A 23687-nucleotide genomic window follows, 5' to 3' on the forward strand; every position below is an offset into this window, starting at 1 on the left:
GCCGACGTGTGCGCCCCCCGTACGACCGTTCGCATGGTTCGTTACGAAGACGTCAGCGACGACCGCCCCCGGCACGCACGCAGACAACGAACCCGCGATTACCAAGGACGGACGCGCGTGGACCTGTTCGAGTACCAGGCGAGGGACCTCTTCGCCAAGCACGGTGTACCGGTGCTGGCCGGTGAAGTGATCGACACGCCTGAGGCGGCGCGCGAGGTCGCGGAGCGACTCGGTGGCAAGGCTGTCGTCAAGGCGCAGGTGAAGACCGGCGGCCGCGGCAAGGCCGGCGGCGTGAAGGTGGCGTCGGACCCGGAGGACGCGGTCGTCAAGGCCGGCCAGATCCTCGGCATGGACATCAAGGGCCACACGGTCCACAAGGTGATGCTGGCCGAGCTGGCCCCGGAGATCGCCTCCGAGTACTACGTCTCCTTCCTCCTGGACCGCGCCAACCGGACCTTCCTGGCGATCGCGTCCGTCGAGGGCGGCATGGAGATCGAGGAGGTCGCGGCCAACAACCCCGCGGCCGTCGCCCAGATCCCGGTGGACGCCATCGAGGGCGTGACCCCGGAGAAGGCCCGCGAGATCGTCGAGGCGGCCGCCTTCCCGGCCGACGTCGCCGACCAGGTCGTCGAGATCCTGCAGACCCTGTGGAAGACCTTCCTCTCCGAGGACGCGCTCCTCGTCGAGGTCAACCCGCTCGCCAAGGTCGCCGACGGCCGCGTCATCGCGCTCGACGGCAAGGTCTCCCTGGACGAGAACGCCGACTTCCGCCAGCCGGAGCACGAGGCGCTGGTGGACCACGCCGCCGCCAACCCGCTGGAGGCCGCGGCCAAGGCCAAGGGCCTGAACTACGTCAAGCTCGACGGCGAGGTCGGCATCATCGGCAACGGCGCGGGTCTCGTCATGAGCACCCTGGACGTCGTCGCCTACGCCGGCGAGGGCCACGGCAACGTCCAGCCCGCCAACTTCCTCGACATCGGCGGCGGCGCCTCCGCCGAGGTCATGGCCAACGGTCTCGAGATCATCCTGGGCGACCCGGACGTCAAGTCCGTGTTCGTCAACGTCTTCGGCGGCATCACCGCCTGCGACGCGGTCGCCAACGGCATCGTCCAGGCCCTGGAGCTGCTGAAGTCCAAGGGCGAGGAGGTCACCAAGCCGCTCGTCGTCCGCCTGGACGGCAACAACGCGGAGCTCGGTCGGCAGATCCTGACCGACGCCAACCACCCGCTGGTCGAGCAGGTCGACACCATGGACGGCGCCGCCGAGCGCGCCGCCGAGCTGGCTGCGAAGTAAGGGACAGGTCACCACATCATGGCTATCTTCCTGACCAAGGAGAGCAAGGTCATCGTCCAGGGGATGACCGGTTCCGAGGGCACCAAGCACACCCGGCGCATGCTCGCCTCGGGCACCAACATCGTCGGCGGCGTGAACCCGCGCAAGGCCGGCACCAGCGTGGACTTCGACGGCACCGAGGTGCCGGTCTTCGGCTCCGTCGCCGAGGCCATGGAGAAGACCGGTGCCGACGTCACCGTCATCTTCGTCCCGCCGAAGTTCGCCAAGGACGCGGTCATCGAGGCGATCGACGCCGGCATCCCGCTGGCGGTCGTGATCACCGAGGGCATCGCGGTCCACGACACCGCCGCCTTCTGGGCGTACGCGGGCAGCAAGGGCAACAAGACCCGGATCATCGGTCCCAACTGCCCCGGCCTGATCACCCCCGGCCAGTCGAACGCGGGCATCATCCCGGCCGACATCACGACCTCGGGCCGCATCGGCCTGGTGTCGAAGTCCGGCACGCTGACCTACCAGATGATGTACGAGCTCAGCGACATCGGCTTCTCCTCGGCGGTCGGCATCGGCGGTGACCCGATCATCGGCACCACCCACATCGACGCGCTGAAGGCGTTCCAGGACGACCCCGAGACCGACCTGATCGTCATGATCGGTGAGATCGGCGGCGACGCCGAGGAGCGTGCCGCGGCCTTCATCGCCGAGCACGTCACCAAGCCGGTCGTCGGCTACGTCGCGGGCTTCACCGCGCCCGAGGGCAAGACCATGGGCCACGCCGGCGCCATCGTCTCCGGCTCCTCCGGCACCGCCCAGGCGAAGAAGGAGGCCCTCGAGGCCGCCGGCGTCAAGGTCGGCAAGACCCCGTCGGAGACGGCCCGCCTCGCGCGCGCCATCCTTCAGGGCTGATCCCCCCGCCTCCTCGACGGAGGCACGCACACGGGCCCGCTCCCTCCGGGGGGCGGGCCCGTGTGCGTCGGCGGGACGGGACGGGCGCGGCGCGCTCAGGGCGCGGGCGCCGAGGTGCGCTGCCCGACGGGTCCGCGGTCGGCGGCGACGCGGTCGCTGAGCGGCCCGAAGACCAGCCCGACCGCGGTCACCAGCGCGATCAGCACCGTCGCCACCACGGCGCCCACCGTGCGGATGCGCAACCACTGCTCGCTCAGCTCGCGCACCATGGCCGCCGGGTACTCCGGCTGCGGTTGCTCGTCCAGCAGGTCGCCCAGCCGGACCGCCGCCCCCTCGCCCAGGGCCTCGCGCCCCCGGACGATGCGCCGCCTGGTCATGGACGTGGTGGCCATGCACTCCGCCGCCGTGCGCCGCAGACTCAGCCCGAGGCCGTCGTGGAGGAGCACGGCGTGCCGGGTGCCGCGCGGCAGCCGCTGGAAGGAACTGCGCTCCCGCGGCGGGGTGCGGTACCAGGGCAGCAGTTGCTGCCAGGGGGCCAGGGCGTGGTGGTGCGCCTCCGCGCGGATCCATCCGGCCGGGTCGGGGTCGACGGCGACCTCGGGCCACCGCTGCCAGGCCAGGTCGAAGGCGCGGTGCACGGCGTGCCGGGCCAGCGCCATGCTGCCGGTGAGCAGTTCGACCTGGCGGAGCAGGGCGGGGGCGTTGCGGGTGTACAGCCCGTCGAAGGCCGCCTGGGCGGCCTCGGCGATCCGTACGGCCTCGGCCGCCTGCGCCTGTGCCAGCGCCCGTTCCTGTGCCCGTACCTGTGCCCGTTCCTGTGCCCGTACCCGCGCCCGCGGTCCCGGGACGGCCTGTTCGCCGGGCGGCTCGGACGCGGGTGCGGTCGCGGACGAGGTCGCGGATGCAGGGTCGGTACGGCCGGAGCCGGGGGAGTTTGCCGCCCCCGCGGACGCGGGCGCGTTTGCCGCCCCCGCGGACGCGGGCGGCTGCGCGGGCGCGGCGGACTCCCCCGGACCGGCCGCCGGTGCGGCCTGCGGGTCCTGCGCGGCGTTCCCGGCCGACGCCGGCTGGTGACGCCTTCGCTTCTTGACGGCCTTCGCGGCCTTCGTCGTGGGTGTGCGGCTCATGCGATCGACCACTCGGATCGAATGAAGAAACGCATAACGCCATATTCCGCGACACGACGGGCATTCGCATGCTGCCACGTCGAAAGGGGGTCTTGTTGGCAGCATGAGATCCGTGAGTGCCGCAAGCGCCCTGAGTCATGCCGTGCACCGGATCCGGGCCGTCCACACGACCCTGCGCACCTCCGAGTCCGCCCCCGCCTTCACCGGCGGAGTCGTCGCGGCGGGCCTGGGTCTGGGCGGCTTCGCCATGCTCGTGCTCTTCCTGTGGGTCGTCTCCCCGTTCCCCGACAGCGGCCTGGACGGGGCGCTGCACGTCGCCGCCGACTGCTGGCTGCTCGCGCACGGGGGCGACCTCGTGCGCACCGAGACCCTCACCGGGGCCGCCGCGCCCGTCGGCGTCACGCCGCTGCTGCCCATGGCGTTCCCGGTGTGGCTGCTGTACCGGGCCGGGGCGGATGCCGTCGCGCCCGCCTCGGACGGCAAGGTCGCGCGGTCCGCCGTCGCATGGCTGATCGGCGGCTACCTGGCGGTGGGCGCCGGGGTGGTCGTCTACACCTCGTACGGGCCGGTGCGCAGCGACGCCCTCGCCGCCGCGCTGCACCTGCCCGTCGTGGCGGCCCTCGCGGCGGGTGCCGGGGCCTGGGCGGAGCGGGGACGGCCGCGGATCCCACCGCCCGCCTGGCTGTCCCGGGTGCCCGTGCGCGTGACGGTGCCGCTGCGGGAGGCCGTCGCCGTGTTGCGCTCGGCGGCGGGCGGTGTCTGCGTCCTCGTCGCGGGCGGCGCGGCGCTCACGGCGGTGACCCTGGCGCTGCACCCGGGCGCCGCGGGGGCGTCCTTCACGCGGCTGAGCGAGGCGCTGTCCGGGCGGCTGGCGGTGCTCGCGGTGGCGGTGGCGCTGATCCCGAACGCTGCCGTGTGGGGTGCGGCCTACGCGATGGGGCCCGGCTTCGCGCTCGGCACCCAGGCCGTGGTGCGTCCGGCCGGGGTGGTGGGGGAGCCGGTGCTGCCGGACTTCCCGCTGCTCGCGGCGTTGCCCGGGCCCGGGCCGGGGACGTCGCTGACCTGGGCGGCGCTGGCCGTGCCGGTGCTCGCGGGGATCGCGGTGGGGGTGCTCGCCGTGGAGCGCCGGGAGCCGTGCGGCCTCGGGCGCACCGCGGCGCACGCCGCCCTGGGCGGGCTGGTGTGCGGGATCGCCATGGCGCTGCTCGCCGGGTTCGCGGCGGGGCCGCTGGGCACCGGGGCACTGGAGGACTTCGGGCCGTCCTGGTGGCTCACCGGCGCCGCGGCGGCCGGGTGGACGGCGGCCGCCGGCACGCCGACGGCCCTGCTGGTGCGCTGGGTGCGGGTCCGCCGCACGGCCGCCGCGACGGAGGACGGGCGGGCGGACGGGCAGGACGAGGGCGGGCCGGAGGAAGACCGGCCGTCCGACGCCCCGGCGGCTTCGGTGCTCCCGGGCGCGGCGGGCGACGGCGACGCGGCCCCGGGCGCCGCCCCGCCGGAGGTCTGAGCCTCCGTCCGGGGCGGGCGCGGCGACGCGTCAGGGCGTGTGGAGCACGTCGCGCAGCGGGGTCGGCAGCAGCTTCTCGCACGCGTCGCGCGAGGAGGAGGTCAGCGCGTCGCGGGTGCAGGCGTAGTAGTCCTTGTAGACCACCTGGGTCGTGAAGGTCACCGCCACGACGCACAGGGCCAGCCCGCCCATGATCAGACCGCCGAGCGCGGCGGGGCGCTGCGGCTTGCTGCGGGGGTCGGTGGGCCGCGGCGCCGGCGGGGTCGCCCCGCCCTCGGCCAGCAGCGCGGCCGCCTCGGCGCGGGCCTTGGCCCGCTCCTCGGGCTTCATCCGCAGCGCGTTGACGCTCCAGTACAGCGCGAGGGCGCCGAGCAGCAGCCCCACGTACGTCCAGCCGAGGAAGAGGGCGAAGAAGAGCCCCCACATCCCGCAGATCATCGCGTAGCGGGCACGCCGTTGAGCCGGGTCGGTGGGATCGAAGCGGGGACCGTCCGGCCGCCGGCCGCCGTAACCGCCACCGGGGCGGTCGCCGTAGCCGCCGTCCTGGCGGCCGGGCTGCCGGTCGCTCCACTGGCCGCCCCACGCCGGGGGCGGCGGGGGCGGGGTGGGCGGCGTGGGCTCGTCCCCGGAGTCGGAGGGCTGCTGCGGCCGGCGCGGCTGCCAGGGCTGCTCGGGCGCGTCCTCCGGCGGCGGGGCGAACGGGTTGTCCTGCTCCTGGCCTCGGCCACTGCTCATGTTTGCCTGGGTCATCCCCTTGCCGTCGACTCCTCGAGTTGTCGGACGCGACACTTCGCCGTTCTCACCCCAGACGCTACCGCCCGCGCGCTCCCCCGTCCCGTGGGGGCGGGCTGGTGTGCCGGTATCGTTGCTGACGGTCGACGGCCTCGTAGAGTTCCCCGGAATTCCGGCGATCTTCGAGTCGTACGATCCTCCAAAGCACCGGATCCCCGAGAGATGACCCGCAGTGGCCACAGTCTTTCCGCCCCTTTCCCGCCCCGCCCGACTCGTCGTGCTCGTCTCCGGTTCGGGTACGAACCTGCAGGCGCTGCTCGACGCGGGACTCCACGTCGTCGCCGTCGGCGCGGACCGGTCCGGCATCGCCGGGCTGGAGCGCGCCGAGCGGGCCGGGGTGCCGACGTTCGTCTGCCGGGTGGCGGACCACGGCGACCGGGAGGCGTGGGACGCCGCGCTGACCGAGGCGGTGGCCGGGTACGAGCCCGACCTGGTGGTCTCGGCGGGGTTCATGAAGATCGTGGGCAAGGAGTTCCTCGCCCGGTTCGGCGGCCGTCTCGTCAACACGCACCCGGCGCTGCTGCCCGGCTTCCCGGGCGCGCACGGGGTGCGCGACGCCCTCGCCTACGGCGTGAAGGTCACCGGCTGCACCGTCCACTTCGTCGACGACGGCGTCGACACCGGCCCGATCATCGCCCAGGGCGTGGTCGAGGTCCGGCAGGACGACACGGAGGAAGCGCTCCACGAGCGCATCAAGGAAGTCGAGCGCACGCTGCTCGTCGACGTCGTGGGGCGGTTGTCCCGCGACGGCTATCGCATTGAGGGACGAAAGGTTCTGTTGCCGTGAGTACCAAGCGGGAGATCCGTCGCGCACTGGTCAGCGTCTACGACAAGACCGGTCTGGAGGAGCTGGCCCGCGGCCTGCACGAGGCGGGCGTCCAGCTGGTCTCCACCGGCTCGACGGCCGGGCGGATCGCCGCCGCCGGCGTGCCGGTCACCAAGGTGGAGGAGCTGACCGGGTTCCCCGAGTGCCTGGACGGCCGGGTCAAGACCCTGCACCCGAAGGTGCACGCCGGCATCCTCGCCGACCTGCGGCTGGAGGACCACCGCCGGCAGCTGGAGGAACTGGGCGTCGAGCCCTTCGACCTCGTCGTGGTCAACCTCTACCCCTTCCGCGAGACGGTCGCCTCCGGCGCCTCCGAGGACGAGTGCGTGGAGCAGATCGACATCGGCGGCCCCTCGATGGTCCGCGCCGCCGCCAAGAACCACCCGTCCGTGGCGGTCGTGACCAGTCCCGAGCGGTACGCGGACGTGCTCGCCGCCGTCCGCGGGGGCGGCTTCGACCTCACCACCCGCAAGCGCCTGGCGGCCGAGGCGTTCCAGCACACCGCGGCCTACGACGTCGCGGTCGCGAGCTGGTTCGCGAGCTCGTACGCCCCGGCGGACGACACCTCCTTCCCCGACTTCATGGGCGCCACCTACGAGCGCAAGAACGTGCTGCGCTACGGCGAGAACCCGCACCAGGCGGCCGCGCTGTACACCGACGGCGGCACGGGCCTGGCCAACGCCGAGCAGCTGCACGGCAAGGAGATGTCCTACAACAACTACGTCGACACCGAGGCCGCGCGCCGGGCGGCGTACGACCACGACGAGCCCTGCGTCGCGATCATCAAGCACGCCAACCCGTGTGGCATCGCGGTCGGCGACGACGTCGCCGAGGCGCACCGCAAGGCGCACGCCTGCGACCCGCTGTCGGCCTTCGGCGGCGTCATCGCCGTCAACCGGCCGGTGAGCGTGGCCATGGCCGAGCAGGTCGCCGAGATCTTCACCGAGGTCATCGTGGCGCCCGACTTCGAGGAGGGCGCGGTCGAGGTCCTCGCCCGCAAGAAGAACATCCGCGTGCTGCGCTGCCCCGAGGCGCCCGTGGCGCGGACGGAGTTCCGTCCCGTCGAGGGCGGGCTGCTGCTGCAGGAGAAGGACAGCCTCCAGGCCGCCGGCGACGACCCGGCCACCTGGACGCTGGCCACCGGCGAGCCGCTGACCGCCACCGAGTTGGCCGACCTGGCATTCGCCTGGCGGGCCTGCCGGGCCGTGAAGTCCAACGCGATCCTGCTGGCCAAGGACGGCGCGACGGTCGGCGTCGGCATGGGCCAGGTCAACCGCGTCGACTCCGCCAAGCTCGCCGTCCAGCGGGCCGGCGAGGACCGCGCGACGGGTTCCTACGCCGCCTCCGACGCCTTCTTCCCCTTCCCCGACGGGCTGGAGGTGCTCACCGGTGCCGGGGTCAAGGCCGTGGTGCAGCCCGGCGGTTCGGTGCGCGACGAGGCCGTCGTCGAGGCCGCGCGCAAGGCCGGCGTGACCATGTACCTCACCGGTACGCGGCACTTCTTCCACTGACCGGCCGCAGCGCCGGAACGCCGAAGGCCCCCGCCTGCGCGGGGGCCTTCGGACTGCGGGCGGAGCCGCCCGGCGCCAGCGGGCGGGCCCGCTCAGTACTGCGGGCGCCGGAACCAGGCCGCCGTCTCGGCCTTGGCCGCGAAGACGATCAGCAGCACGCTGAGCGCGAGCGGCGCGATCAGCACGAACGCGCCGCTGAACATGGTCGCGACGCTGCTCAGCGCGACCAGCACGCCGATCACGATGGACCCGATCCGGGTGCCGTTGCCGCCGGTCCGGTACTTGGCGCCCATGCCGATCGACAGGACGGCGAAGGCGAGGAAGAGCACCCCCATGACGTAGACCAGGCCGATGGGCATGGCCAGTTCGTCGGTGTCGTCCACGCTCTTGAGCGCCGCCGCCCCCAGCAGGAGCAGCAGACCGCCCAGGATCTGCATCCCGCCGAGCACGAACAGCATGGCCCGGGCCGCCCGCGCCGACGACGGCATGACCTCGGGGCCGCCCGGGTACGCCGCGAACGGCGTTCCCTGCTGCGGCTGCTGGGGGTACCCGTACGGCGGCTGGGGCTGCGTCGGGTAGCCGTGGCCGGGCTGGGCCGGAGGCTGCTGCGGGTACCCGTACGGCGCTTGCGGTTGCTGCTGGCCGTAGGGGTTGCCGGGGCCGGGCGGGTAGCTCACTTCTGACTTCCTTCGCGAGGACGGAACCGGGGACGTGGGCGCGTTCTGGCCCGGGGCCTACTGGGCCTTGACGACGACCGAGTTGAGGATCTTGTCGGCGAAGGTCTGCTTCTTGTCGTCCCACAGCGGCCACAGGTAGCCGATGTAGCAGGCGGCGCCGTCCAGGCCGTGGCACAGCCGGCGGACGAAGGCCATGCCGAAGCCGAGCGGACGGCCGTCCAACTCCCGCAGCACGCTGATGCCGAGGGCCTTCTTGCCCGGCGTCTGGCCCGTCTTGCCCTCGCGGTAGCACAGGAACAGGCCGCCGGCCAGGGACAGCAGGAGGCCGAGGCCGATCAGGGCGAGGGCGCCGCCCGGCATGGCGGGCGCGGGGCAGGTGCCGTAGGTGCCGCTCGCGTCGCAGTCGCGGGCCGCGTCGACCACGACGGCGATGAACTGCCCGTAGCCGACGCCGACGAGGATCATCGGCACGAGCCCGGCGACCAGGAAGTCGATCAGCGTCGCGCCCACCCGGGCGCCCCAGCTCGCGAACGGCGGCATGCCCGGGACGGGACCGGCGGGACCTCCCGGGTAGCCGTAGCCGTACGGGCCCTGGGCCTGCGGCGGAACGGCGCCGTAGGGCGGCTGGGGCTGCGTCGGGTAGCCGTAGCCGGGCTGGGCCGGGGGCTGCTGCGGGTATCCGTAGGGCTGCTGCGGTTGCTGCTGCGGAGGCTGCTGGCCGTACGGATTGCCGGGACCGGGCGGGTAGCTCACGTTGGCTTCTTTCGCGCGGATGGGACTGGGGACGGCCCACATCGTCCTGGTCGGCGTCATCCGCTGTCCAGCGTTGGTGTGCGGACCTGAGAAGATGGAGGTATGACCGCCCAGATTCTCGATGGCAAGGCCACTGCCGCCGCGATCAAGTCCGAACTGTCGACCCGCGTCCAGGCGCTCAAGGAACGGGGTGTCACCCCGGGGCTGGGGACGCTGCTGGTCGGCGACGACCCGGGCAGCCGCTGGTACGTCGCGGGCAAGCACCGCGACTGCGCGGAGGTCGGCATCGCGTCCATCCAGCGCGAGCTGCCGGAGACCGCCACCCAGGAGGAGATCGAGGCGGTCGTCCGCGAACTGAACGACAACCCCGAGTGCACCGGCTACATCGTCCAGCTGCCGCTCCCCAAGGGGATCGACACCAACCGCGTCCTGGAGCTGATGGACCCGGCCAAGGACGCCGACGGGCTGCACCCCACCAACCTCGGGCGGCTGGTGCTGGGCGAGCGCGGCCCGCTGCCCTGCACCCCCAACGGCATCGTGGAGCTGCTGCGGCGGCACGGCGTCGAGATCAACGGCGCGCACGTCACTGTGGTCGGCCGCGGCGTCACCGTCGGCCGCTCGATCGGGCTGCTGCTGACCCGCAAGTCCGAGAACGCCACCGTCACCCTCTGCCACACCGGCACCCGCGACCTGTCCGCCCAGCTGCGCCAGGCCGACATCGTCGTGGCCGCGGCGGGCGTGCCGCACCTGGTGAAGCCGGAGGACGTGCGGCCGGGCGCCGCCGTGCTGGACGTCGGTGTGAGCCGCGACGAGAACGGCAAGATCGTCGGTGACGTGCACCCGGGCGTGGCCGAGGTCGCCGGGTGGATCTCGCCGAACCCCGGCGGCGTCGGCCCGATGACCCGGGCCATGCTGCTGGCGAACGTCGTGGAGGCCGCGGAGGGCCGGTACGCATGACCGGCACGGGCCCCCGTACGGGAGGTGGAGCGGCGGAGCCGGAGGAGACCGGCGACGCCGGCCGCAGCCGCCGCTTCCAGGTGCTGACCCGGGGTACCGCGCGCCCCGAGGGCGGCGGCCGGGCCATGGGCGCGCACGCCCCGGCCCCGGCCCGCCAGTGGCCGATCCTCGTGGTCTCCGGAGCGGTGCTGCTCGGCCTGGTGCTGGTGGCGGCCGACGTCACCCGGGCCGGCCTGGTGCTGGTCGGCTCGGCGCTGATGGTGGGCGGGCTGATGCGCCGGCTGCTGCCCTCGGTCGGCATGCTGGCCGTCCGCAGCCGCTTCACCGACATGATCACCTACGGGGTGCTGGGCGCCCTGATCGTGCTCCTGGCACTGATGGCGCAGCCCCACCCGGTGCTGGAGATCCCCTTCCTGGAGGACGTCGTCCGTTTCTCCGTGCGTTGATCCGGTTACGCTGTGTGGCGAGTGCCCTGACGTACGACGTGCACTCCGGGCACACGTCACGGCGTGAGAGGGAGAACGACTCCCATGACCAAGATCAAGGCAAGGAACCCGGTCGTCGAGCTCGACGGCGACGAGATGGCGCGGATCATCTGGCGGTTCATCAGGGACGAGCTGGTCCTGCCCTACCTCGACCTCGAACTGGTCCGCTACGACCTGGGCATCGAGCACCGGGACGCCACCCACGACCGGGTGACGGCCGAGGCGGCGGAGGCGGTCGCACGGCACGGCGTCGGCGTGAAGTGCGCCACCGTCACCCCCGACGAGGCGCGGGTCGCGGAGTTCGGCCTGAGGGGGATGTACCGCTCCCCGAACGCCACCATCCGTGACCGCCTCGGCGGCGGGATCTTCCGCGAACCCGTCGTCCTGCGGAACGTGCCGCGGGCCGTGCCCGGCGGGTCGCGGCCCGTGGTGATCGCCCGGCACGCCTTCGGGGACCAGTACCGGGCCACCGAGCTGCGGATCCCCGGCGCCGGCACCCTCGCCCTGAACTTCACCCCGGCCAACGGCTCCGACCCGGTCGACCTGGAGGTGCACCACTTCCCCGGTCCCGGCGTGGCCCTCGGCATGGTGAACCTGGACGAGTCGATCCGCGAGTTCGCGCGCGCCGCCTTCCGCTACGGCCTCGCGCGCGGGCTGCCCGTCTTCCTGTCCACCAAGAACACGGTGCTCAGGAAGTACGACGGCCGCTTCAAGGACCTCTTCCAGGAGGTCTTCGACACCGAGTTCCGGCGCGAGTTCGAGGCGTCCGGCCTGGGCCACGAGCACCGGCAGGTCGACGACATGGCGGCCTCGGCCCTCAAGGGCGCCGGCGGCTACGTCTGGGCCTGCAAGAACTACGACGGCGACATCCTGTCCGGGGTCCTCACCCGGGGCGTCGGCTCGGCGGGGCTGATGACCTCGGTCCTCATGACCTCCGACGGCCGCACCCTGCTGTCGGAGGCGGCGCACGGCACGGTCACCCGCCACTACCGCAGGCACCAGGCGGGACGGCCGACCTCGACCAACCCCATCGCCATGGTCTTCGCGTGGAGCCGCGGCCTCGCCCACCGGGCCCGGCTGGACGACACCCCCGAGCTCGCCACGTTCGCCGGGACGCTGGAGAGCGCCGTCCTGGAGGTCGTCGAAGCCGGGCAGCTGACCCAGGACCTGGCGGTGCTCGTCGGCCCGGAGCAGCCGTGGCTGACGACCGAGCAGTTCCTGGCCGCCGTCGACGAGAACCTGCGCAAGCGGATGTCCGTCTGAGGCCCGTCCGCCGCCCGCGCGGTCACGACCCGGTGCCCCGTCCTCCCCCCGTCGGAGGACGGGGCACCGTCGTGTCGGGGTGCCCCCCTCTGGCCCCCGGGCCACGACGCTACGGCCGGCGGGGCCGGGGGGTCGTCCCGTGCCGGTTTGACCTTTCGCAAGGGGACGTACAACTTCCGCGGTACGGCGGGGGACTGACGCACGCCCGTACGGCCGGGGCCTACGCTGCGCCCGTGGGGAAAAAGGGGCTGGTCGACGTCCTGCTGGCGGTGGGCTTCACCGCCGCGAGCATGCTGCTGGGGCACGAACGGCCGCCCGACGACTGGATGCGCCTCGACCTGTTCGGCTACGCGCTGACCGCGCTGGTCAACCTGCCCATCGTGGTGCGCCGCTGGGCGCCGGTCGGCGTCTGCGTCTTCGTCTGCGCCGCTTGGACGCTCTACGTCGCGGCCGGCTACTGGCCGGTCGTCAACTCCATGGCGCCGCTGCTCGCGCTGTACACCGTCGCGTCCCTGCGCCCGGTGCGCACCGCGCTGGCCTGCGCCGCGCTGACCGGCGCGGTCTGGGTCCACGCCGGGCTGACCGCGGCGCAGGGCTCGATGGCCACGGTGGCCGCCCAGGCCGTGGTGTTCCCGCTGGTGATGTGCCGCTTCGGGCGCTCCGCCCGGGTGTCCGGCAAGCGCGAGGAGCGGCTGGCCCGGCTCACCGAGCGGTTGCGGACCGAACAGCAGGACCGGGCCCGGGAGGCGGTGGCGGAGGAGCAGGCGCGGATCGCCCGCGAGCTGCACGACGTGGTCGCCCACCACATGTCGGTGATCTCGGTGCAGGCGGGCATGGCCGCGTACGTCTTCCACACCTCCCCGCAGACCGCCCGCGGCGCGCTCGACACCATCTCCGACACCACCCGCGAGGCGCTGCAGGAGATGCGCCGCATGCTCAAGGTGCTCCGCGCCGGGCCGGGGGAGCCGCAGGAGGGCTGGGCCTCGTACGACCCGATGCCCTCCGTGACCCGGCTGGGCGAGATGATCGAACGGGTGCGGGCCGCGGGGCTCGCCGTCGAGCTGCGGACCGAGGGGGAGCCCCGGCTGGTCGCCCCCGGTGTCGGCCTGTGCGCGTACCGGGTCGTGCAGGAGGCGCTGACCAACGTGCTCAAGCACGCCCCCCTCGCCCGGGCCCGGGTCCTGGTCGCCTACGAGCCGCACCACCTGACGGTGACCGTCACCGACGACGGCGCGGGTACCACGGGCGCCGGGGGCGCGGGAGGCGGCTCCGGGGCGCCACCGGGCCGATCCGATCCGGCCACAATCGGCCGGGGAACCGGTCACGGCTTGATCGGCATGCGGGAGCGCGCCAGGCTCTACGGCGGGACGGTGGACACCGGCCCGCTCGGCGAGGGCTTCGAGGTACGGCTCGTGCTCCCCACGTCCGCGCGGGGCTCAGAGCGGCGAGGGGACTCATCGGACGCATGACCAGGGTGCTCGTCGTCGACGACCAGTTCCTGATCCGGGCCGGGCTCGTCGCGTTGCTGCACGCCGCCCCCGGCATCGAGGTGGTCGGGGAGGCGGGCGACGGCGAGGAGGCCGTGCAGGGGGCGGCGCGGACGGCGCCCGACGTGATCCTCATGGACATCCGGATGCCGGGCATCAGCGGTGTCGTCGCCACCGAGCGCATCCTGGCCGCCGCGGCCGACCCGCCGCCGCGGATCCTCGTCCTGACCACCTTCGACCTGGACGAGTACGTCTACACCGCGCTGCGCGCCGGGGCGTCGGGCTTCCTGCTCAAGGACGCCGGCCCCGAGCGCCTGATCGCCGCCGTCCACGCCGTCGCCGGAGGGGACACCCTCTTCGCCCCGAGCGTCACCCGGCGGCTGATCGAGGCCTACGCGCCGCCGCGTCCCGGCGCCCCGCCCGCCGGCGCCGACCGGGCCCCGCCCGCCGAACTGGCGGCGCTGACCGCGCGGGAGGTGGAGGTGCTGCGGCTGATCGCCCGCGGCCTGTCCAACCCGGAGATCGCCGACCTGCTCTTCATCAGCGAGGCGACCGTCAAGACCCATCTGAACCGCACCATGGCCAAGCTCGGCCTCGGCAGCCGTGCGCAGGCCGTCGTCCTCGCCTACGAGACCGGACTCGTCACCCCGCGGGGAGCATGAGGATTCTCCGGATTCCATGCATCGAGCGTATGTGCGTCGCTACCGTGGGTTGACCGACGGAGCCGGGGGGTGCGTGGTGGCACGGTGGGAGCCATTGCCCGAGACACTGGACGGCGCCGCGCGCCGTCTCGCCGTGCACTTGCGCAGGATGAAGGACCGCAGCGGGCTGAGCGTCCCGGCGCTGGCCGCGCGCACCGCGAGCAGCACCGGGGCCTGGGAGCAGTACCTCAACGGCGTGCGGATCCCGCCCCGTGACGCGGTCGAGGTGCTGGGGCAGCTCAGCGGCGCCGACTACGACCGGTTGATGGCCCTGTGGGAACTGGCCGACCGCGGCGTCGCCGACACCATGAAGGGCTTCCCGTACGCCGATCCGCTCGACCCGCTCGCCCCCGTCGAGGGGATGCCCCGGCACGCCCTGCGGCGGCGGCGCAAGGCGCTGGTCGCGGTCGCGGGCGGGCTGGTGCTGGGCGGGGTGTTCGCGCTGCTCGTGGCGACCGGGGTGGCCACGGACGGGACCGGGCGGGCCGGGGCACCGCCGGAGGCCCGTCCCACGGCCAGCGTGCCGGCGGCGGGCCCCGCGCCCTCCGCCTCGGGCCGGGCCGGGTCCGCCGGCACCTCCTGGCCCGGGTCGGCCCCCTCGGCGGGCACGAAGGACGCGGGGGCCTCCCGTACCGCTGCCGCCGTCTCCCCGGACGGCGGCACGCCCGTGGCGCAGGTGGCGGAGACCGGCGAGGTGTCCTCCGCGCCCGGGCGCGGCCCGCACACGGCGGCGCCCGGCACGGGCGGGACGACGACCCCGGCACCCGGCGGCGGCGCACCCACGACCAAGGCACCGCCGCCCGCGACGAGCGCCCCGGCGGCGCCGGCGCCCTCCGCATCCCCGAGCCGCAGCCCCGGCAAGGGGCTCTGCCTGGGCCTGATCATCCTGGGCATCTGCATCGGATGACGGGCGCAACCGGACGGGCCGCCCGAAGCATCCCCATCGGTAGCCTTCCGGGGCAGAACGGCAACGGCAGGAGGGGGAACGGGAGATGGCCCGCTGGCGGCCACTGGCCGACGACCTGGACCCGCGGGTACGGGAGTTCACCGAGCAGCTGCGCCGCCAGGTCGAGCGCGGCGGCCTGAGCGTCGCCGCGCTCGCCGAGGCGACCGGCTACAGCAGGAGTTCGTGGGAGCGGTACCTGAGCGGCCGACTGCTGCCGCCCCGCTACGCGGTGGTCGCGCTCGCCGAGGCGACGGGCGCCGACCCCGCGCACTTCACCACCATGTGGGAGGTCACCGAGCGGGTCTGGAGCCGCGCCGAGGCCCGCCACGACGTCACGATGGAGGCGCTGCGGATCGCCGAAGCCCGTGCCGCGCTGGGGGAGTTCGGCCCGGCCCCGGGCCCGGCGGCGGCACCGGCACCGGCGGAAGCGCCCACCGCCCCCGGCGTACGGCGGCGTCGGCTCGTGCTCTTCGCGGTGGGCGTGGTGGGCGTCGTGGCCGTCGTACTGGCGGTGTTCGGCGCCACCGCGCTGACCGGCGGCGGCGAGGGCGACGACCGCGCCCGGCCCGGCCCGACCCGTACCGCCCGGGCGGCCGCACTGCCCGCGGGCGTGAAGTGCACCGGCCGGGACTGCACCGGCAAGGACCCCGAGGGCATGGGCTGCGGCGGGGGCAACGCCCGCACGGCGGCGTCGGCCTGGGTGGGCGGCGCGTACGTCGAGATGCGCTACAGCCGCGTGTGCGCGGCCGTCTGGGCCCGCATCTCCGCCGGAGCCCCCGGTGACACGGTCAGCGTCACGGAGGCGGGCGGCGCCCGCCGCTCCCAGCGCAGCCGCATCGGCCGGGACCCGGAGGCGTACACCTCGATGCTCGCCGTCCACGCCCCCGGCGCCGCCCGCGCCTGCGCCACCCTCACCACGGGCCCCCACGGCTGCGCCGCACCCCCGCCGGACTGACGCGCGCGACGCCGTCACGCCGTGGGCGGCATGCGCCCGGGCGTCCCGGTGCGCGGTGTGACGGTGTGTCGGCTGCGCCGGTGCCGGTGGCCGCGTGATGGGGCCCGGGGCGCCGGGGGGCCGTGTACGCGCTCGCGGGCGGCTCGCCTCCCGTGACCGCCCGCCCCGCCGACGTCACCGCCGCGGCGGACGCGGTGACCGGAGGTCCAAGGGGGTGTGGGGTGCCGCCTGCGTGCTCCCCGGCGGCGGGTCCTTCGAGGTCGGCGTCGCGGCGGCGTGGTGGTAGGTCGGATGCGCCGGTGTTCGGTGTGTGCGGAGGTCCCATCCCGTGTGCGGCGCCGTCACGACGGGGTGGCACGCGCACGGGCGCCGCGCACCGCGGCGTGACGGTGTGCCGGCGCCGGGGCCGGCGTGCGGAGGCGCCCGGCGGTGCGGGGTGCCGCCTGCGTGCTCCCCGGCGGGCGGGTCCGTCGAGGTCGGGGGCGCGGCGGTGCGGCGGTGACCGGGGCCACACCCGGGGTGGCTTCTGCTGCGACGGCACGGGTATAGCCTGGCGTGGGTCTCTTGACGCCGAGAGATCCCCGTTCCGCGGCAAGGGACGCTGCCGGGGCGGCAAGGGATCCAGCAGGAGAAGGCCAGGAGAAGGCAATGACTCGCACTCCCGTCAACGTCACCGTCACCGGAGCGGCCGGCCAGATCGGCTACGCGCTGCTCTTCCGCATCGCCTCCGGCCACCTGCTCGGCCCCGATGTCCCGGTGAAGCTGCGGCTGCTGGAGATCACCCCGGCCCTGAAGGCCGCCGAGGGCACCGCCATGGAGCTGGACGACTGCGCGTTCCCGCTGCTCAAGGGCATCGACATCTCCGACGACCCGAACGTCGCCTTCGACGGCGCCAACGTGGGCCTGCTCGTCGGCGCCCGTCCCCGCACCGCCGGCATGGAGCGCGGCGACCTGCTGGAGGCCAACGGCGGCATCTTCGGCCCGCAGGGCAAGGCCATCAACGACCACGCCGCGGACGACATCCGCGTCCTCGTCGTCGGCAACCCGGCGAACACCAACGCGCTCATCGCGCAGTCCTCGGCCCCGGACGTCCCGGCCGACCGCTTCACCGCGATGACCCGCCTGGACCACAACCGTGCCGTCTCGCAGCTGTCCAAGCGGACCGGCGTGCCGGTGAGCGAGATCCGCCGCCTCACCATCTGGGGCAACCACTCCGCCACCCAGTACCCCGACGTCTTCCACGCCGAGGTCGCCGGCAAGAACGCCGCCGAGACCGTCAACGACGAGAAGTGGCTGGCCGAGGAGTTCATCCCCACCGTCGCCAAGCGCGGTGCCGCGATCATCGCGGCCCGTGGCGCCTCCTCCGCCGCGTCGGCCGCCAACGCCGCGATCGACCACGTCTTCACCTGGACCAACGGCACCGCCGAGGGTGACTGGACCTCCGCAGGCGTCGTCTCCGACGGCTCCTACGGCGTGCCCGAGGGCCTCATCTCCTCCTTCCCGGTGACCGCGAAGGACGGCAGGTTCGAGATCGTCCAGGGCCTGGACATCAACGAGTTCTCCCGTGCGCGCATCGACGCGTCGGTGAAGGAGCTCGAGGAGGAGCGCGAGGCGGTCCGCGGTCTCGGCCTCATCTGAGACCCGGACACCGAGTCCCACCGGCGGCCCTCCGCCGCGCCCCGCACGGGCGCGGCGGGGGGCCGCTTCGCGTGCTCCTCAGGCCGTGTGCGCGGCGAGCAGGGCGCACAGCTCGTCCAGCGCGCCGGCGAAGGCGTGCTCGGGCGGGGCGCCGTAGCCGACGACGATCGCGTCGTCGTCCGTGCCGCCGAACTCGGCGACGGCCTGCAGCGCGAGCCCGCGCTCCCGCGCCCGGGCGACCAGCGCCGTGCCCGAGGTGCCGGGCGGCAGGCGCAGCACGGCATGGAGGCCTGCGGCGATGCCCGACACCCGTACGGCGGGCGCACGGGTGGCGAGCGCGGTGACGAGGCGGTCGCGGCGGCGGCGGTAGTGCAGCCGCATCCGGCGCACATGGCGGTCGTAGCCGCCGGAGACGATCAGCTCGGCGAGGGTCAGCTGGTCGAGGACGGGGGACTGGTGGTCGGCGAGCACCTTCTCGGTGATCACGGGTTCCACCAGGGCGGGCGGCAGGGCGAGCCAGGCCAGCCGCAGCCCGGGGGCGAGGCTCTTGCTGGCCGTTCCGGCGTACACGACGTGCTCGGGCGCGAGGCTCTGCAGGGCGCCGACGGGTTGCCGGTCGTAGCGGAACTCCCCGTCGTAGTCGTCCTCGATGACCAGGCCGCCGGTGGCGCGGGCCCAGGCCACGGTCGCCGTGCGCCGCGCGGGCGAGAGCGGGGCGCCGTACGGGAACTGGTGCGCGGGGGTGAGCAGCGCGGCGTCGACGGCGGCGTCGAGTGCGCAGACCTGCGCGCCGTCGTCGTCGACGGCCAGCGGGACGGTGGTGAGCCCGGCCCTCCGCAGGATGCGCAGGGTGTGCGGGTAGGCGAGCGCCTCGACGGCGACGCGGCGGGCCCCCATGGTCCGCAGGGCTCGGCCGACCAGCCCGGCGGCCTGGACGAAGCCCGTGCACACCACGACGAACTCCGGTGCGGTGCGCACCCCGCGCACCCGGCCCAGGTAGGCCGCCAGGGCCTCGCGCAGTTCGGGGCGGCCGCGCGGGTCGGTGTAGCCGAGGGCGTCGTTGGGTGCGGCCGCCAGGGCGCGGCGCGCGGCGGCGGACCACGCGGCTCGGGGGAAGGAGCCGAGGTCGGGCGAACCGGGCCGCAGGTCGTACGGGAAGTGCTCCCGCTGCCGCGGCGGTCCGGCGGGGGGCTCCGCGGTGCCGGCGCCGGTCGCGCCGCCGCCCGGGTGCGGTGCGGCGGTGCCGGCGCGGGCACGGCCGCCGCGGGACGGGGCCGCGGCCGGTCCGGCCGGGCGCCAGCCGTCGCCGACCCGCGTGCCGGAGCCCTGGCGGGCGGACAGCCAGCCTTCGGCCACCAGTTGTCCGTAGGCGTCCGCGACGGTGTTGCGGGCGATGCCCAGGTCCCCGGCGAGGGTCCGGGAGGACGGCAGCCGGGTGCCGGGGGCGAGCCGGCCGTCGCGCACGGCCTCGCGCAGCGCCTTCTCCAGCCCGGCCCGCGCACCGGTCCCGCCGGTGAGGTCCAGATGGAGGTCGACTCCTGAAATGGCCCAGTCGTTCACCCCTCAAGTGGACCACGGCCCGAGGCCACCCGGTCACTACGGTGTGTCACATGACGATGATCACGACCCCTGCCGGTGCCGCCGCCGACCTGGGCCCCGACGACCTGGTGCCCGCGCACGCCCCCCGCATGCTGCTGGGCAAGGCCGCCCCCGACTTCTACAAGGCGATGATCGCCCTGGACGCCGCCGCGTCCGCCGGCCTCGACCCGGTGATCAACGAGCTGGTCAAGGCCCGCGCCTCGCAGCTCAACGGCTGCGCCTACTGCGTGGACATGCACATCGCCGACGCCCGCAAGCTGGGACTGACCGAGCAGAAGATGCACGGGCTGAGCGTGTGGTGGGAGACCCCGTTCTACACGGTGCGCGAGCGCGCCGCGCTGGCCCTGGTGGAGGCGGTGACCCGGCTGGGTCAGGGCGGTGTCCCGGACGAGGTCTACGACGAGGCCGCCCGGGTCTTCGACGAGGACGAGCTGCCCCGGTTGATCGCCATGTGCGTGACCATCAACGCCTGGAACCGCATGGGCGTGACGACGCGGCTGTCCCCGGCGGCCCGCCCCGACGGCGTCTGACCGCCGGGACGCACCTCCTCGGGACCCCGTACCCCGGGGTTCAGACCGACAGCACGGCCCGCAGCTGGTCCAGACCCCAGTCCAGGTCCTCCTTGGAGATCACCAGCGGCGGCGCGAGCCGGATCGTGGAGCCGTGGGTGTCCTTGGCCAGGACACCCCGCTCCAGGAGCCGTTCGGAGATCTGCCGGCCGGTGCCGTGCTCCGGGGCGATGTCCACGCCCGCCCACAGGCCGCGGCCGCGGACCTGAGTGACGGCCCCGCTGCCGGTCAGCAGCGCCAGTTCGTGGTGCAGGTGGTCGCCGAGTTCGGTGGCCCGTTGCTGGTACTCGCCCGTGCGGAGCATCGCGAGGACCTCGAGCGCCACCGCGCAGGCCAGCGGGTTGCCGCCGAAGGTGGAGCCGTGCTCACCGGGGCGGTAGACGCCGAGCACCTCCGCCGAGGAGACGACCGCCGAGACGGGGACGACGCCCCCGCCGAGCGCCTTGCCCAGCACGTACATGTCCGGGACGACGCCCTCGTGCTCCGACGCGAAGGTCCGGCCCGTCCGGCCCAGGCCCGACTGGATCTCGTCGGCGACGAAGAGGATGCCGCGCTCCTCGGTGAGCCGGCGCACCCCCGCCCAGTAGCCGGCCGGCGGCACGAGGACCCCCGCCTCGCCCTGGATGGGCTCCATCATCACGGCCACCGTGCGGTCGTCCAGCGCCGCCTCCAGCGCGGCCAGGTCGCCGTAGGGGACGACCTCGAAGCCGGGGGTGTACGGACCGAAGTCCGCGCGGGCCTCGGGGTCGGTGGAGAAGCTGATGATCGTGGTCGTCCGCCCGTGGAAGTTGTCCGCCGCGACGACGATCTTCGCCTGGCCGTCCGGCACGCCCTTGACCCGGTAGCCCCACTTGCGGGCCGTCTTCACCGCCGTCTCGACGGCCTCCGCGCCGGTGTTCATCGGCAGCACCATCTCCATGCCGCACAGCTCGGCCAGCTCCGTGCAGAAGCGCGCGAAGCGGTCGTGGTGGAACGCCCGCGAGGTGAGCGTCACGCGGTCGAGCTGGGCCTTGGCGGCCTCGATGAGACGGGCGTTGCGGTGCCCGAAGTTCAGCGCCGAGTAGCCGGCGAGCATGTCGAGGTACCGGCGGCCCTCGACGTCCGTCACCCAGGCGCCTTCGGCGGAGGCGACGACGACCGGGAGGGGGTGGTAGTTGTGGGCGCTGTGCGCCTCGGTGGCGGCGATGTGCTCGGCGGCGGTCGACACGTGAGTGCTCCGTTCGTGGTACGTCGGGAGTTGTGGCGCTGGGCCCGGTGGGGCCCCTTTCTATCGTCGCTCGTCCCGGATGCGAAGAAACCTCGCGCCGGGCGGCGCCCCGACCGGCGTTGCTAGGCTGGCGACGGGTCGTGACTGGCGCGCTGGGATGGGATTGACCATCGGGGAGCGGCCCGTGAACTGTGTGCCGTGCGCCTGGGCCGTCCCGTGTGCCGTGCAGTGCAGCAGGAGGTCTGACATGCCGAGTGGCTCCACCGAATCCACCGCCTTCCGCAGTGCCCTCGAGGTGATCAGGGGCGTCGAGCCGCGTGTGGCCGACGCCATCGGACAGGAGATCGAGGACCAGCGCGCCTCGCTCAAGCTCATCGCCAGCGAGAACTACGCCTCCCCGGCCGTGCTGCTGGCCATGGGCAACTGGTTCAGCGACAAGTACGCCGAGGGCACCGTCGGCCGCCGCTTCTACGCCGGCTGCCGCAACGTCGACACCGTGGAGGCGCTCGCCGCCGAGCACGCGCGCGAGGTGTTCGGCGCGCAGCACGCCTATGTGCAGCCGCACTCGGGCATCGACGCCAACCTCGTCGCCTTCTGGGCCGTGCTCGCCGCCCGGGTCGAGGCGCCCGCACTGGAGCGGGCCGGGGTCCGGCAGGTCAACGACCTGACCGAGGAGGACTGGGCGCGGCTGCGCCACGAGCTCGGCGACCAGCGGATGCTCGGCATGTCGCTGGACGCGGGCGGCCACCTCACCCACGGCTTCCGCCCCAACATCTCCGGCAAGATGTTCGACCAGCGCTCCTACGGCACCGACCCCGCCACGGGGCTGCTGGACTACGAGGCGCTGCGCAAGACCGCCCGCGAGTTCCGTCCGCTCGTCATCGTGGCGGGCTACTCGGCCTATCCGCGGCTGGTGAACTTCCGCATCATGCGGGAGATCGCCGACGAGGTCGGCGCCACGCTGATGGTGGACATGGCGCACTTCGCCGGCCTGGTCGCGGGCAAGGTCCTCACCGGCGACTTCGACCCCGTACCGCACGCGCAGATCGTCACCACCACCACGCACAAGTCGCTGCGCGGCCCGCGTGGCGGCATGGTGCTGTGCGACTCCTCGCTGGCCGAGCAGGTCGACCGGGGCTGCCCCATGGTGCTCGGTGGCCCGCTGCCGCACGTCATGGCCGCCAAGGCGGTGGCCCTGGCGGAGGCCCGCCGCCCCGACTTCCACGCCTACGCGCAGCGCATCGTCGACAACTCCCGGGCCCTGGCCGAGGGGCTGCTGCGGCGCGGCGCGACGCTGGTGACCGGCGGCACGGACAACCACCTCGTCCTGATCGACGTCGAGTCCTCCTACGGGCTCACCGGCCGGCAGGCCGAGGCCGCGCTGCTGGACTCGGGCATCGTCACCAACCGCAACTCCATCCCCCAGGACCCCAACGGCGCCTGGTACACCTCCGGCATCCGCATCGGCACCCCGGCGCTGACCACGCGCGGCCTGGGCACCGCCGAGATGGACGAGGTCGCCGGGCTGATCGACCGGGTGCTCACCGCCACGACGGCGGGCGTCACCTCGGCCGGCAAGCCGTCCAAGGCGCAGCACGTACTGGACGCGAAGGTCTCCGACGAGATCGCGCAGCGCTCGGCGGACCTGGTGGCCGGCTTCCCGCTCTACCCCGGGATCGACCTCGGCTGACCGGCAGTCCGCACGGGGTGCGTGCCGGCGCGGCACGCACCCCCGTCGCGTCAGGCGTCGACGAGTTCCTGGCGGGGCCCCTCCTCGGGCGTGTTCCGGGATATGCGCCGCAGGAAGAGGAAGGTTCCGGCGCCGCCCACGAGCAGGCCGGCGCCGAGCCCGGGCAGGGACAGCCACCAGCCGTCCGCTCCACCGCTGCCACCGGCCGCCGCGGCCTGCGGGGCATCCGAGGCCTGCGGTGCGGCCGCCGCGGTCTCCTCGACTGCGGTCGCGTCGTCCGGGCTGAGCGGATAGTCGGGGGCGCTCATGCCGAGGCCCTTGTCGGGCTGCATCAGGCCCAACCGGTCCAGGAGGGCGCGGAGCTCGTCGGAGCGCGCGGCCTTGCGCCACGCGCCCTGCTCCGGCAGACCCTTCTCCGTCGCCGTGCGGCTGTGGACCCAGGCACCGCCGGGGCCGTCCGGATACACGTAGTCCACCTTCCAGACCGACACGTCGTGGACCAGCCAGGTGACGGTCACCTGGCGGTGCCGGTCGTTCGTCACGTCCGACAGCGACTTCGGCGCCTCCTCCTTCGGCTCGTCCCCGATGGACTGCTCCAGTTCCCGGTAGTCGGGTGAACTGGTGTAGATGCCCGCGGCCTTGCCACTGCCCGGAGCGACCAGCATCACGCTGGTCGGCCCGCCCGCCGCGGCCGGCCCCGACCCGCCGATCACGGCGGCGAGCGCCGTCACGCCGACCCCGGCCCAGGTGACGAACCTTCTGATCCGCATCGCGTCCCCCTCTCCTCTCGCCCGGTCCTGC

General features: G+C 74.1%; 22 protein-coding genes and 1 riboswitch. Of the genes, 15 read left to right on the forward strand and 7 right to left on the reverse strand.

Going from position 1 to position 23687, the window contains the following annotated elements; all coding sequences use genetic code 11:
- Nucleotides 1–117: 117 nt before the first annotated feature.
- Both sucC and sucD read left to right on the forward strand, forming a co-directional pair.
- Complete coding sequence (gene sucC, locus ACZ7MY_RS30670; protein ID WP_499606528.1) at nt 118–1293, forward strand: ADP-forming succinate--CoA ligase subunit beta; 1176 nt, start codon at nt 118–120, stop codon at nt 1291–1293.
- 18 nt (nt 1294–1311) lie between these two features.
- Nucleotides 1312–2196, forward strand: a complete 885-nt coding sequence (sucD, locus tag ACZ7MY_RS30675; RefSeq protein WP_431960236.1) for a succinate--CoA ligase subunit alpha — start codon at nt 1312–1314, stop codon at nt 2194–2196.
- Nucleotides 2197–2291: 95 nt separating this feature from the next.
- On the opposite strand, the gene ACZ7MY_RS30680 is transcribed toward sucD, so the two are convergent.
- Nucleotides 2292–3323 (reverse strand): RNA polymerase sigma factor, encoded by a 1032-nt coding sequence (locus ACZ7MY_RS30680; RefSeq protein WP_499606529.1) that lies wholly within the window; start codon nt 3321–3323, stop codon nt 2292–2294.
- A gap of 112 nt (nt 3324–3435) precedes the next feature.
- Here ACZ7MY_RS30680 and ACZ7MY_RS30685 point away from each other — a divergent pair, with 112 nt between their 5' ends.
- Nucleotides 3436–4830, forward strand: coding sequence for a cell division protein PerM (locus ACZ7MY_RS30685; protein WP_499606530.1), 1395 nt, complete (start codon nt 3436–3438; stop codon nt 4828–4830).
- A 30-nt stretch (nt 4831–4860) separates the two neighbouring features.
- Here the strand turns inward: ACZ7MY_RS30685 and ACZ7MY_RS30690 are convergent, their stop codons facing one another.
- A complete protein-coding gene (locus ACZ7MY_RS30690; RefSeq protein WP_499606531.1) occupies nt 4861–5565 on the reverse strand; it encodes a hypothetical protein in 705 nt (234 codons plus the stop codon).
- 229 nt (nt 5566–5794) lie between these two features.
- Here ACZ7MY_RS30690 and purN point away from each other — a divergent pair, with 229 nt between their 5' ends.
- Both purN and purH read left to right on the forward strand, forming a co-directional pair.
- The gene (purN, locus tag ACZ7MY_RS30695; RefSeq protein ID WP_499606532.1) at nt 5795–6409 is read left to right on the forward strand and encodes a phosphoribosylglycinamide formyltransferase; all 615 of its coding nucleotides are present in this window, start codon (nt 5795–5797) and stop codon (nt 6407–6409) included.
- A complete protein-coding gene (purH, locus tag ACZ7MY_RS30700) occupies nt 6406–7959 on the forward strand; it encodes a bifunctional phosphoribosylaminoimidazolecarboxamide formyltransferase/IMP cyclohydrolase (RefSeq protein WP_499606533.1) in 1554 nt (517 codons plus the stop codon). Before purN ends, purH begins: the two co-directional genes overlap by 4 nt.
- 92 nt (nt 7960–8051) lie before the next feature.
- Here purH and ACZ7MY_RS30705 read toward each other — a convergent pair whose 3' ends face one another.
- On the reverse strand, nt 8052–8636 hold the full coding sequence (locus tag ACZ7MY_RS30705; protein WP_499606534.1) for a hypothetical protein: 585 nt from the start codon (nt 8634–8636) through the stop codon (nt 8052–8054).
- 57 nt (nt 8637–8693) lie between these two features.
- On the reverse strand, nt 8694–9389 hold the full coding sequence (locus ACZ7MY_RS30710) for an RDD family protein (protein WP_499606535.1): 696 nt from the start codon (nt 9387–9389) through the stop codon (nt 8694–8696).
- A gap of 102 nt (nt 9390–9491) precedes the next feature.
- On the opposite strand from ACZ7MY_RS30710, the gene ACZ7MY_RS30715 reads away from it, so the two are divergent.
- From ACZ7MY_RS30715 to ACZ7MY_RS30750, 8 genes are all read left to right on the forward strand, one after another.
- A complete protein-coding gene (locus tag ACZ7MY_RS30715; protein WP_499606536.1) occupies nt 9492–10346 on the forward strand; it encodes a bifunctional methylenetetrahydrofolate dehydrogenase/methenyltetrahydrofolate cyclohydrolase in 855 nt (284 codons plus the stop codon).
- Nucleotides 10343–10792 (forward strand): DUF3017 domain-containing protein, encoded by a 450-nt coding sequence (locus ACZ7MY_RS30720; protein ID WP_499606537.1) that lies wholly within the window; start codon nt 10343–10345, stop codon nt 10790–10792. The genes ACZ7MY_RS30715 and ACZ7MY_RS30720 overlap by 4 nt, the downstream gene beginning before the upstream one ends.
- An 84-nt stretch (nt 10793–10876) precedes the next feature.
- Nucleotides 10877–12094 carry an NADP-dependent isocitrate dehydrogenase gene (locus ACZ7MY_RS30725; RefSeq protein ID WP_499606538.1) on the forward strand — a complete coding sequence of 406 codons (1218 nt, stop codon included), beginning with the start codon at nt 10877–10879 and terminating at the stop codon, nt 12092–12094.
- 233 nt (nt 12095–12327) lie between these two features.
- Nucleotides 12328–13563 carry a sensor histidine kinase gene (locus ACZ7MY_RS30730; RefSeq protein WP_499606539.1) on the forward strand — a complete coding sequence of 412 codons (1236 nt, stop codon included), beginning with the start codon at nt 12328–12330 and terminating at the stop codon, nt 13561–13563.
- A complete protein-coding gene (locus tag ACZ7MY_RS30735; RefSeq protein WP_499606540.1) occupies nt 13560–14243 on the forward strand; it encodes a response regulator in 684 nt (227 codons plus the stop codon). Before ACZ7MY_RS30730 ends, ACZ7MY_RS30735 begins: the two co-directional genes overlap by 4 nt.
- A 94-nt stretch (nt 14244–14337) precedes the next feature.
- Nucleotides 14338–15189 (forward strand): helix-turn-helix domain-containing protein, encoded by an 852-nt coding sequence (locus ACZ7MY_RS30740; protein ID WP_499606541.1) that lies wholly within the window; start codon nt 14338–14340, stop codon nt 15187–15189.
- 85 nt (nt 15190–15274) lie between these two features.
- Nucleotides 15275–16183 carry a helix-turn-helix domain-containing protein gene (locus ACZ7MY_RS30745; protein WP_499606542.1) on the forward strand — a complete coding sequence of 303 codons (909 nt, stop codon included), beginning with the start codon at nt 15275–15277 and terminating at the stop codon, nt 16181–16183.
- A gap of 648 nt (nt 16184–16831) precedes the next feature.
- Nucleotides 16832–17821, forward strand: coding sequence for a malate dehydrogenase (locus ACZ7MY_RS30750; protein ID WP_499606543.1), 990 nt, complete (start codon nt 16832–16834; stop codon nt 17819–17821).
- A gap of 78 nt (nt 17822–17899) precedes the next feature.
- Here ACZ7MY_RS30750 and pdxR read toward each other — a convergent pair whose 3' ends face one another.
- Entirely contained in the window at nt 17900–19381 is a 1482-nt protein-coding gene (gene pdxR / locus ACZ7MY_RS30755; RefSeq protein WP_499606544.1) for a MocR-like pyridoxine biosynthesis transcription factor PdxR, read from the reverse strand.
- Nucleotides 19382–19431: 50 nt separating this feature from the next.
- Between pdxR and ACZ7MY_RS30760 the strand changes: the two genes are divergently transcribed.
- On the forward strand, nt 19432–19950 hold the full coding sequence (locus ACZ7MY_RS30760) for a carboxymuconolactone decarboxylase family protein (RefSeq protein ID WP_499606545.1): 519 nt from the start codon (nt 19432–19434) through the stop codon (nt 19948–19950).
- A gap of 40 nt (nt 19951–19990) precedes the next feature.
- Here ACZ7MY_RS30760 and rocD read toward each other — a convergent pair whose 3' ends face one another.
- A complete protein-coding gene (rocD, locus tag ACZ7MY_RS30765; protein ID WP_499606546.1) occupies nt 19991–21196 on the reverse strand; it encodes an ornithine--oxo-acid transaminase in 1206 nt (401 codons plus the stop codon).
- 130 nt (nt 21197–21326) lie between these two features.
- Nucleotides 21327–21413, forward strand: a riboswitch (ZMP/ZTP riboswitch).
- A gap of 30 nt (nt 21414–21443) precedes the next feature.
- On the opposite strand from rocD, the gene ACZ7MY_RS30770 reads away from it, so the two are divergent.
- Nucleotides 21444–22886 (forward strand): glycine hydroxymethyltransferase, encoded by a 1443-nt coding sequence (locus tag ACZ7MY_RS30770; RefSeq protein WP_499606547.1) that lies wholly within the window; start codon nt 21444–21446, stop codon nt 22884–22886.
- A gap of 50 nt (nt 22887–22936) precedes the next feature.
- Here the strand turns inward: ACZ7MY_RS30770 and ACZ7MY_RS30775 are convergent, their stop codons facing one another.
- A complete protein-coding gene (locus tag ACZ7MY_RS30775) occupies nt 22937–23656 on the reverse strand; it encodes a hypothetical protein (protein ID WP_499606548.1) in 720 nt (239 codons plus the stop codon).
- Nucleotides 23657–23687 lie beyond the last annotated feature (31 nt).

The sequence above is a fragment of the Streptomyces sp. NPDC111520 genome (assembly GCF_055635295.1).

Coding starts and splice junctions, on each gene's coding strand:
- ACZ7MY_RS30735 (WP_499606540.1), top strand. CDS start 13,560: ATGACCAGGGTGCTCGTCGTCGACGACCAGTTCCTGATCCGGGCCGGG.
- ACZ7MY_RS30775 (WP_499606548.1), bottom strand. CDS start 23,656: ATGCGGATCAGAAGGTTCGTCACCTGGGCCGGGGTCGGCGTGACGGCG.
- ACZ7MY_RS30690 (WP_499606531.1), bottom strand. CDS start 5,565: ATGAGCAGTGGCCGAGGCCAGGAGCAGGACAACCCGTTCGCCCCGCCG.
- ACZ7MY_RS30725 (WP_499606538.1), top strand. CDS start 10,877: ATGACCAAGATCAAGGCAAGGAACCCGGTCGTCGAGCTCGACGGCGAC.
- ACZ7MY_RS30745 (WP_499606542.1), top strand. CDS start 15,275: ATGGCCCGCTGGCGGCCACTGGCCGACGACCTGGACCCGCGGGTACGG.
- ACZ7MY_RS30720 (WP_499606537.1), top strand. CDS start 10,343: ATGACCGGCACGGGCCCCCGTACGGGAGGTGGAGCGGCGGAGCCGGAG.
- ACZ7MY_RS30680 (WP_499606529.1), bottom strand. CDS start 3,323: ATGAGCCGCACACCCACGACGAAGGCCGCGAAGGCCGTCAAGAAGCGA.
- ACZ7MY_RS30770 (WP_499606547.1), top strand. CDS start 21,444: ATGCCGAGTGGCTCCACCGAATCCACCGCCTTCCGCAGTGCCCTCGAG.
- ACZ7MY_RS30715 (WP_499606536.1), top strand. CDS start 9,492: ATGACCGCCCAGATTCTCGATGGCAAGGCCACTGCCGCCGCGATCAAG.
- ACZ7MY_RS30750 (WP_499606543.1), top strand. CDS start 16,832: ATGACTCGCACTCCCGTCAACGTCACCGTCACCGGAGCGGCCGGCCAG.
- sucD (WP_431960236.1), top strand. CDS start 1,312: ATGGCTATCTTCCTGACCAAGGAGAGCAAGGTCATCGTCCAGGGGATG.
- ACZ7MY_RS30760 (WP_499606545.1), top strand. CDS start 19,432: ATGACGATGATCACGACCCCTGCCGGTGCCGCCGCCGACCTGGGCCCC.